The sequence below is a fragment of the Streptomyces sp. NPDC047869 genome, assembly GCF_040704065.1.
Taxonomy (GTDB): domain Bacteria; phylum Actinomycetota; class Actinomycetes; order Streptomycetales; family Streptomycetaceae; genus Streptomyces.
Window position 1 is genome coordinate 1 of record NZ_JBEYRK010000062.1, and the last position, 7131, is coordinate 7131.

Sequence of the window (7131 nt, forward strand, 5' to 3'; positions counted from 1 at the left end):
TGTCCCCCCCCGGGCCTGGGGCGGCCCCCCGCGCCCGGTCCTCGGCTCCCGCCCCTTCCGGCGGTTCAGGCGCCCATCATGTGCACCCCACCGTCCACGTGCACGATCTCGCCCGTGGTCCGCGGGAAGAAGTCCGACAGCAGCGCGGCCACACCGCGTGCGGCCGGCTCGGGGTCGGTGAGGTCCCAGCCCGCCGGGGCACGCCGGGTGGTCCACACGTCGGCCAGTTCCGCGAAGCCCGGGATGGACTTGGCGGCCATGGAGCGCAGCGGCCCGGCGGCGACGAGGTTGCAGCGGATGCCGCGGTCGCCGAGGTCCCGGGCGAGATAGCGGCTGGTGGACTCCAGGGCTGCCTTGGCGACGCCCATCCAGTCGTAGTGCGGCCAGGCGACGGCCGCGTCGAAGGTGAGGCCGACGACCGAGCCGCCGCGCCGCTCCAGCAGCGGCAGGCAGGCCGTGGTCAGCGACTTGAGGGAGTACGCCGAGACCTGCACGGCCGTCGACACGTCCTCCCAGGTGCCGTCGAGGAAGGAGAAGGCGCCCTGGGGGCCGTAGGCGATGGAGTGCACGACGCCGTCGAGGGTGTCGGTGTGCTCGCCGATCCGCTCGGCGAGGCTGTCCAGGTGGCTCTGGTCGGTGACGTCCAGTTCGATGACGGGGGCGGGCTTCGGCAGCCTGCCCGCGAAGCGCTCGATCAGGGAGAGCCTGCCGAAGCCGGTCAGCAGGACCTCGGCGCCCTCCTCCTGTGCGATCCGGGCCACGTGGAAGGCGATGGAGGCGTCCGTGACGACGCCGGTGACCAGGATCCGCTTGCCCGCGAGGATGCCGCTCATACCGCCGGCACCCCCTGGGGCAGCGCGCCGACGAGCGGGGAGTCGTGGTCCTGCGGGCCGACGGCGGCACCGCCGCCGGGCGAGCCGAGACCGGCGAAGAAGGCGGCGTTGGACGCCGCGTGGTCGTCGCCCCACTCCTCGGGCATGTCGTCCTGGAAGTAGATGGCGTCGACCGGGCAGACCGGTTCGCAGGCGCCGCAGTCCACGCATTCCTCGGGATGGATGTACAGGGCGCGGCGCCCCTCGTAGATGCAGTCCACGGGGCACTCGTCGACGCAGGAGCGGTCCTTGACGTCGACGCAGGGCAGTCCGATGACGTAGGCCATGCTCAACTCCTCGGATTGACGGACGGGTTCACTTGACCGGCACGCCGGTGGTGCGCTCGCCCAGGGTCAGCACGGTGACGGCGAGGACGGCCATGGCGGCGGCGATGACACTGAACAGGGCACCCGCGCCGTGCCCCTCCAGCACCGGCAGCAGCACGAACGGCAGTGCGGCGGCGCTGAGTTTGGACAGGGAGTAGGCGGCGCCCGATGCGGTGGCGCGGATCGCGGTGGGGTACTGCTCGGACAGGTACACATGGCTGACGCTGGAGAAGACGTTGCTGAACAGGGTGTAGGCGAAGCCGCAGACCACGATCGCCGCGGCCGAGCCGGCGTAGGCGAAGCCGAGTCCGGCCACCACCATCGCGCCCGCCGAGAGGGCGACCAGGGTGCGGCGCTCCAGGCGGTCCACGACGGGCAGGACGAGCGCGGAGCCCACCGGGTACCCGAGGAAGGACAGCGCGGTGAAGCCGAGCCCCGCGACGATGCCGTAGCCCTTGGCGGCGACGATCTGCGGGGCGAGCGTGCCGAAGCCGTAGTAGCCGACGACCGACAGGACGCAGAACAGCCACAGCACGAGGGTCCGGCGGAGCATGCCGGGGCGCAGGACGTCCCGCATCCGGGACTGCCCGGCGGCCGGCTCCGGTGCGGCCGGCGCGGGCTCCTCCAGGACCTGTCCGCGGCCCGCGGCCTCCGCCTCCATCCGGGCGACCAGCCGCTCCGCCTCCGCGGTCCGGCCGGCCGAGGCCAGCCAGCGCGGGGACTCGATGAGCTGCCGGCGCAGGATCCACACGACGGCCGAGCCGAGCGCGCCGAGCACGAACAGCCAGCGCCAGCCGGCCACGCCCAGCGGGGTGAGCGGTACCAGCCACAGCGCGGCGAAGCCCACCGCGGGCACTCCGCAGAAGGCGAGGGTGTAGGCCCAGGCGATGAACCGGCCGCGCTTCCTCGCGGGCAGCACGTCGGCCAGGTAGCAGTCGGACAGGGCCTGTTCGGCGCCGATGCCGACCCCGGCCAGGAAGCGGGTGACGATCAGCCAGGTGGCGTTCGGGGAGAACGCGCCGAGCAGGGAGAAGACCGAGTAGATGGCGAGGTTGATCAGGAAGGCCCGACGCCGGCCGAACCGGTCCGCGATCCGGCCGAGCGTCAGGGATCCGATGAACTGGCCGACGAACACGGAGGCCAGGACGAGTTTGAGCGAGGTCGCGCCGAAGGCGAAGTCGCTCTGCAGCACCTTGGCGATGGTGCCCGAGAGGTTGTTCTCGAAGGTGTCGAAGAACAGGCCGACGCCGATGACCGCGGTGAGTCTGCGGTGCAGGGGAGTGATCGGCATGCGGTCGAGGCGGGCACCGATCGGGGCGGGAGCGGTGACATCACCCACCGCCGCGGTGGTCTGGGACATGGGGCTGGCTCCTTAGGGAACTCCTGGGGACCGGTGGTGCGTCGCTCCCGGGAAGGGAACCGCCCGGGCCGCCGACGGGCCCGGGCGTGCGGCCCGGGGGCCGGGGCGTGGGGGAATGGATGGTGCGGGACAGATGTGGGGGGCGTGGGGGTATGTGGGGGGCGGGCGGGGGTCGCCGGCCGGTGTCAGGCCGCTTCCACGGCCCGGCGCCGGATCTGCTCCTCCACGTCACCGCGCCGCACCGGCGCGCTGACCTCGTGCAGGAAGGAGGCGACCTCGCGGTACGAGGCCCAGAACCCGACCTCGTGGTACGGCACTCCGCGCTCGGCGCAGTACTCCATGGTCAGCTCCCGGGCGCGCCCCAGGTTCTTCTGCGGCATCGCCGGGAACAGATGGTGCTCGACCTGGTAGTTGAGACCGCCGTAGAGGAAGTCGATCAGCAGGCTGGGCCGGATGTTGCGGGAGGTGAGGACCTGGCGCTCCAGCCAGTCCAGGGTCTCCGCCTCGCCGTCGCGCACCTGCATGCCCTTGTGGTTCGGGGCGAAGATCATCCCGAAGTAGACGCCCAGCGCGGCGTGCTGGACCACGATGAAGGCGACCGCGAGCACCGGGGACAGGACGGTGAAGACCAGGCCCAGGTAGACGGCGGTGCGCAGCACGATCAGGAAGGTCTCCAGCACGGGCCGCTTGGTCTTGCCCTGGACGATGGACAGGACGGCCGTCCGCAGCATCTTGAAGCCCTCGAGGACGAGCAGCACGAAGAACAGCACGCTCTGGTAGCGCACGACGAACTTCTGGGTGCCCTTGCGGGTCGGGTACTGCTTGATGTCGAAGATGGCGGTGCGCCGGCCGATGTCCGGGTCCATGTCCAGGTGGTTGGGGTTGCTGTGGTGCCGGTTGTGGTGGTTGACCCACCAGCCGTAGCTGACCCCGTTGACCAGGTTGGCGTGGACGTATCCGACCGCGGAGGCGGCCTTCTTGCTGCGGAACATCGCCTTGTGGCCGGCGTCGTGCCACATGAACGCCGACTGGCCGCCGCACAGGCCCATCCACACGGCCGTGAGCAGCTGCCACCAGGAGTCGCCCAGCTCGAAGAAGGCGGCGAACCCGATCAGCAGCAGGGTGGTGTTGAGGGCCAGCTTGCCCACGTAGTAACGGGGGTCGAGGTCCAGCAGACCCTCGGCCTTGACCCGTTTGAGCAGCTCGGCGAAGGTCGCCGAGGCACCGGTGCGCTGCCCGGCGCCGGCCCCTCCACCGGCGGCCAGGGCCGCGGCTTCTTGTATGTGCGGACGCTGCATGCGTTGCTCTCCTTGGGAGAAGTGCCCGGATCGGGCGGCGGCGCCGCTGCCCCGCGGACCTGCGGGCGCCGCGAGTCGACAAGGCTCCCGCGTGGGTCACCGTCGCGGGATGGGCCCTGTCGCCGTACTCCCGGCATGCGCCCGGAGGGCGACGGCAGGGCCCCGCTTCGCCCGGCGGGCCCGGCGACGGGAGCACAGTGCGGTACTCCCGGTCCGGACCGCCGGGCGAACGTGTGTCCAGCGTTCCGTGGAGCGCTGATGTGGCACTGATACCGGTCTGACCGGGTGTGCGCCGGCACCCGCCGGCGCACCCGGCAGCGGCTCAGGCGGCCGCCTCGGCGCGCAGCCGCTCGTCGAGGGCGCGGACGGCCGCGTCGGCGGCCTCGGCGACCGACTCGTCGTCGGGTGCGCCGATGACGGCCATCAGCTGCTCGACCGTGGCGTGCTGGAGTTCTTCGGTGGACCGGCTCATCTCGGTGTCCTCTCGTCGTTCGCGGTGGCGGGTCAGAAGGCGTTGCAGGCGCGGAAGACGTGCGCGAAGCCGGGCAGCGAGGCCTGCGGCCCGTCGAAGGCGACGTACTCCGGGATCAGCACGTCGGGGGCCCACTTCTGCTTGTACGACAGCTGGGTCTGTGCCGGGTACAGGGCGGCGCCCTCGGCCCACAGGGCGTGCATCAGCCACTGGAACGCCGGGCTGTGGCCGTCGAGTTCGTGGCTCGCGTCCAGGCCGGTGAACGGCGTGAACCCGAAGTGCAGCCACTCGACGCCCTCGGCCCGGAACACCTCGATGGCGTGCGCGTTGATGGCCTCCATCAGGCCCGGGGAGCCCTCCGGGATACGGCGGCTGAGATCGTGCATCCAGCCGGCCCGGCTGCCGTAGACCGGCGAGTACGAGATGTACGCGACCGGGGCGCCGTCGATGGTGCCGACGAAGAGCCGGCGGTGTTCCTGGGCCTCGCCGCCGATCTGGCCGACGAGGAACTCCAGTTGCTGGGCGCCGCCCTTGGAGCCCAGCCAGGCCTGGTCGATGGTGGCGATGGCACCGGCCACGTCGCCGGCGTCGACCTCCTGGATCTGCAGGCCGTTGCGGAGCGCGCGGGAGATCTTGTTGCGCAGCTGCATGAACTTGGTGCCGCGCAGGGTGAACTCGCCGAGGCTCACCGCCCAGGAGGCGCCGACCTGGTTGACGGTGAAGCCGAGCCGGGCGTACCGCTCGGCGTCGGCGCGCTGGAGCTGGATGCCGACGAGCCGCAGCCCCTCGTCGCGGACGTGGGCGCGGAAGGCGTCGAGCAGGGTGCCGTAGTCCTTCTCGGCGGCGAAGGGGCCGCCGAGCTGGACGGCCCAGCGGCCGGTGCGGCGGTACACGATCACACCGTCCGCGCCCGGGACGGTGAAGATACTGTTTCCGCTGTTGAGGGCGAGGAACGCACTCGCGTTCTCGCTCGTGGTGTGGGCGCGTATCGCGTCCAGAACCGGGTTGTCCGTGACGGTTTCGGTGGTGGTGGCGGTCATTCCCGTACCCCTTTCGGGAGCGTTTTCCATCGAAGGGAGTACAACACCGGAAGGACGTCCGGGAAAAGAGCCGAAAGGAATTCATTGCCTGCGTCAGAAGCGTGTCAGCTTTCCGTCAGCGCAGGGTGCCAATGTTGTTCCCGTGAACGGCACGGGAAACCGGGCCGTAAACGTGGAGAGGTGCCCGGAGTGGCTGATCGGGGACCTGGAGCACGCCTCGAGGTCGGGCCGGCGACGGTCCGCGCAGGTTCGAATCCTGCCCTCTCCGCCACAGTCCGGAATTCCGCTCGGGGGAAACGAATTGCTGATCCGGCATGCGAATCGCCTTTGCCCTCCTCCGGTGTCGCGCCAATGGCGGCACGGCACCGGAAGCCCCTGAACCGCCGGCCGCCCCCCGTCCCGGCGGAGCAACCGCCCCGGCGGGACGTCCAGGAAGCAGACGCCCGCCGGGGCGCGGCGCATTGGATTACCCGGTCTTTTCAGCAGTACCACCCCAGAAAGAGACAACCTTCGCCAGGAATTTTCACCAAAGGGGGGAAGACATGCTGAGGTTCTCCATTCTCGGCGCACTGCAGATACTCACCGCCGCCGGTCCGGCGGACATCTCCGGCGACCTGCAGCGCACACTGGTGCAGACGCTGCTGGTCAGCGAGGGCCAGCCGGTGTCCGGGGAGGGGCTGGCCGAGGAGATGTGGGGGGACGCCGTCCCCGACAACCAGGCCAACGCCCTCCAGGCCCATGTCAGCCGGCTGCGCCGCAGGCTCCGCGATCTGGAGCCGGACCGGCCGTCCTCCCGGCTGACGATGCACCCCTCCGGCTACCGGCTGTGCGTCGGCGAGGCCGAGCTGGACGCGGCCGAGTTCATCAGGGCCGTACGGCTGGCCGAGTCGGCCACCGCGGCCGACGCGGCGCGCACCGCGCGGCTGCTCGCCGACGCGCTCGGGATGTGGCGTGGCCCGGTCTTCGGCGGATTCGCCGGCGGCACCCTGTGCCAGCTCGCGGGCGCCCGCTACGAGGAGTACCGGATGCGCGCCATGGAACTGCGCTTCGACGCCGAACTACGGCTCGGCCGCCATGCCGCCGTGCTCGCCGAACTGACCGAGGCGCACACCAACCACCCCCTGCGGGAACGATTCTGCGAGCAGCTCATGATCGCCCTGTACGGCTCCGGCCGGCAGGCCGACGCGCTCGACGTCTTCCACCGGATGCGCCGTCACCTCGACGACGAGCTCGGCATCCAGCCCTCCCCCGCCCTGCGCCGGGTGGAGCACGCGATCCTCTCCCACGACCCCGCCCTGACCGGCGAGGCCCGCCTCCAGCCCGTCTGACGCGCCCGAGCCGCGTAAGCGGCCCGTCAGTCCCCGGTCAGTCCGCATTGCCACGCTCGACGGGCGAGTGGAATCACGGAATCACCACGCCCCTACCCACGGAGGGGGAGACATGAGGTCCCAGGTCGAGGAACTGGCCGGCATACGCGAGCGCGTGCTCGCCGGCCCCAGCGAGAAGGCGACCGCCGCCCAGCACGCCAAGGGCAAGCTCACCGTGCGCGAGCGCATCGGCCTGCTGCTCGACGACGGCTCCTTCCACGAGGTCGAACCGCTGCGCCGGCACCGGGCGAGCGGTTTCGGCCTGGAGACGAAGAAGCCCTACACCGACGGTGTCGTCACCGGCTGGGGCACGGTGGAGGGCCGTACGGTCTTCGTCTACGCCCATGACTTCCGGATCTTCGGCGGCGCCCTGGGCGAGGCCCACGCCACGAAGAT

General features: G+C 71.1%; 8 protein-coding genes and 1 tRNA gene. 3 read left to right on the forward strand and 6 right to left on the reverse strand.

Features of this window, described 5'->3' with window-relative positions; all coding sequences use genetic code 11:
* Positions 1–65 precede the first annotated feature (65 nt).
* The 6 genes from fabI to AB0924_RS38390 form a co-directional block, all read right to left on the reverse strand.
* On the reverse strand, positions 66–833 hold the full coding sequence (gene fabI / locus AB0924_RS38365; protein ID WP_358940671.1) for an enoyl-ACP reductase FabI: 768 nt from the start codon (positions 831–833) through the stop codon (positions 66–68).
* A complete protein-coding gene (fdxA, locus tag AB0924_RS38370; protein ID WP_358940672.1) occupies positions 830–1159 on the reverse strand; it encodes a ferredoxin in 330 nt (109 codons plus the stop codon). The genes fabI and fdxA overlap by 4 nt, the downstream gene beginning before the upstream one ends.
* Before the next feature lie 28 nt (positions 1160–1187).
* Complete coding sequence (locus tag AB0924_RS38375) at positions 1188–2558, reverse strand: MFS transporter (protein WP_358940673.1); 1371 nt, start codon at positions 2556–2558, stop codon at positions 1188–1190.
* A 185-nt stretch (positions 2559–2743) separates the two neighbouring features.
* Positions 2744–3856, reverse strand: a complete 1113-nt coding sequence (locus AB0924_RS38380) for an acyl-CoA desaturase (protein ID WP_358940674.1) — start codon at positions 3854–3856, stop codon at positions 2744–2746.
* 322 nt (positions 3857–4178) lie between these two features.
* Entirely contained in the window at positions 4179–4328 is a 150-nt protein-coding gene (locus AB0924_RS38385; protein WP_174266240.1) for a hypothetical protein, read from the reverse strand.
* A 32-nt stretch (positions 4329–4360) separates the two neighbouring features.
* Entirely contained in the window at positions 4361–5368 is a 1008-nt protein-coding gene (locus tag AB0924_RS38390) for a DUF2156 domain-containing protein (RefSeq protein WP_358940675.1), read from the reverse strand.
* A gap of 174 nt (positions 5369–5542) precedes the next feature.
* Here AB0924_RS38390 and AB0924_RS38395 point away from each other — a divergent pair.
* The 3 genes from AB0924_RS38395 to AB0924_RS38405 all read left to right on the forward strand — a co-directional run.
* A tRNA-OTHER gene (locus tag AB0924_RS38395) sits at positions 5543–5639 on the forward strand.
* A gap of 271 nt (positions 5640–5910) precedes the next feature.
* Positions 5911–6696 carry a BTAD domain-containing putative transcriptional regulator gene (locus AB0924_RS38400; protein WP_358940676.1) on the forward strand — a complete coding sequence of 262 codons (786 nt, stop codon included), beginning with the start codon at positions 5911–5913 and terminating at the stop codon, positions 6694–6696.
* A gap of 112 nt (positions 6697–6808) precedes the next feature.
* On the forward strand, positions 6809–7131 hold a 323-nt coding region (locus AB0924_RS38405), incomplete at its 3' end, for a carboxyl transferase domain-containing protein (protein ID WP_358940677.1).